The 986-nt window shown below is 44.2% G+C and carries 1 pseudogene; it reads right to left on the bottom strand.

Annotated features, from left to right (window positions below):
• Positions 1–986, bottom strand: a pseudogene (locus R7093_RS24260) (alpha-amylase family glycosyl hydrolase); the annotation flags it as partial.

Raw genomic sequence — 986 nt, 5'->3', positions numbered from 1 at the left:
CTTAATGCTGCCATATTGACAGAAACATGACCTTCATAATCAATTATTTCACACTTATCTAATAATTGATGCAAGTGTTTCGCATTCAAGCCTAACTGCCACAATGGTAGGTCAATCGTGCTTTCTTGTAGACCAATATTGACTGCAACAATGAGCGTCTCTTCACCAAGCTGTCTTGCATAAGCAAATGCTCTTTCGTCACAATAAAGCCATTGCATGCTGCCAGATTGTAGGGCTTTGAACTGTTTGCGAATTTCAATCCACTGTTGGTACAGATGGATCCAATGCGAACCCTGAACTAAATGCCAAGGGAAACAACGTCTGTTATCTGGGTCAAAGCTTCCCTCAAGACCGACTTCACTACCATAATAAATGCATGGTGCGCCGACATAAGTCATGAGTAAGGCCAACGCGATTTGCATTTTTTTCTCATCCCCATTCACCAAGGTGAGAAAACGCGCCGTGTCATGGCTATCAAGTTGATTGAGTTGTGAGAGCTGATTGGCAAAAGGAACTTTTGCTCTGGCTTCATCCAACCACGCTTTGAACTCAAAACCATCTATATCGATTGGGTCGTACGTGATGTCTTGATGCGCGATAAACGCTCGAACAGGGTGGGCAAAACCTTAGTAGTTCATCGCTCCGTCTTCTTGCTCCCCTTGCAGCCATTGAGTCGCCTCAAAAAAATGCTCACCTAACACATAAGCATTCGGATTAACGGATTTGGTCGCTTGGCGAAATGCTTTCACGTAGTGAGCGTTGTTTTTCGCCCCCTCCCCTTCACCTAGCATATGAATGACATCAAAACGCCAGCCATCCACGGAATATGGTGGCTTCAGCCAATGTTTGATAACCGACGCCTCACCTTGGTAGATATATTCTCTGACTTCGTGATTCTCAAAATTCAATACCGGCAGATTGTCGATACCTTTCCAGCCAATATAGTGATTACTCTCCCCATCAAAGAAGTAATAGTCGCGAAAATC

The organism is Vibrio sp. 1580 (assembly GCF_033340055.1).
This window is presented reverse-complemented; position numbering and strand designations above follow the sequence as displayed.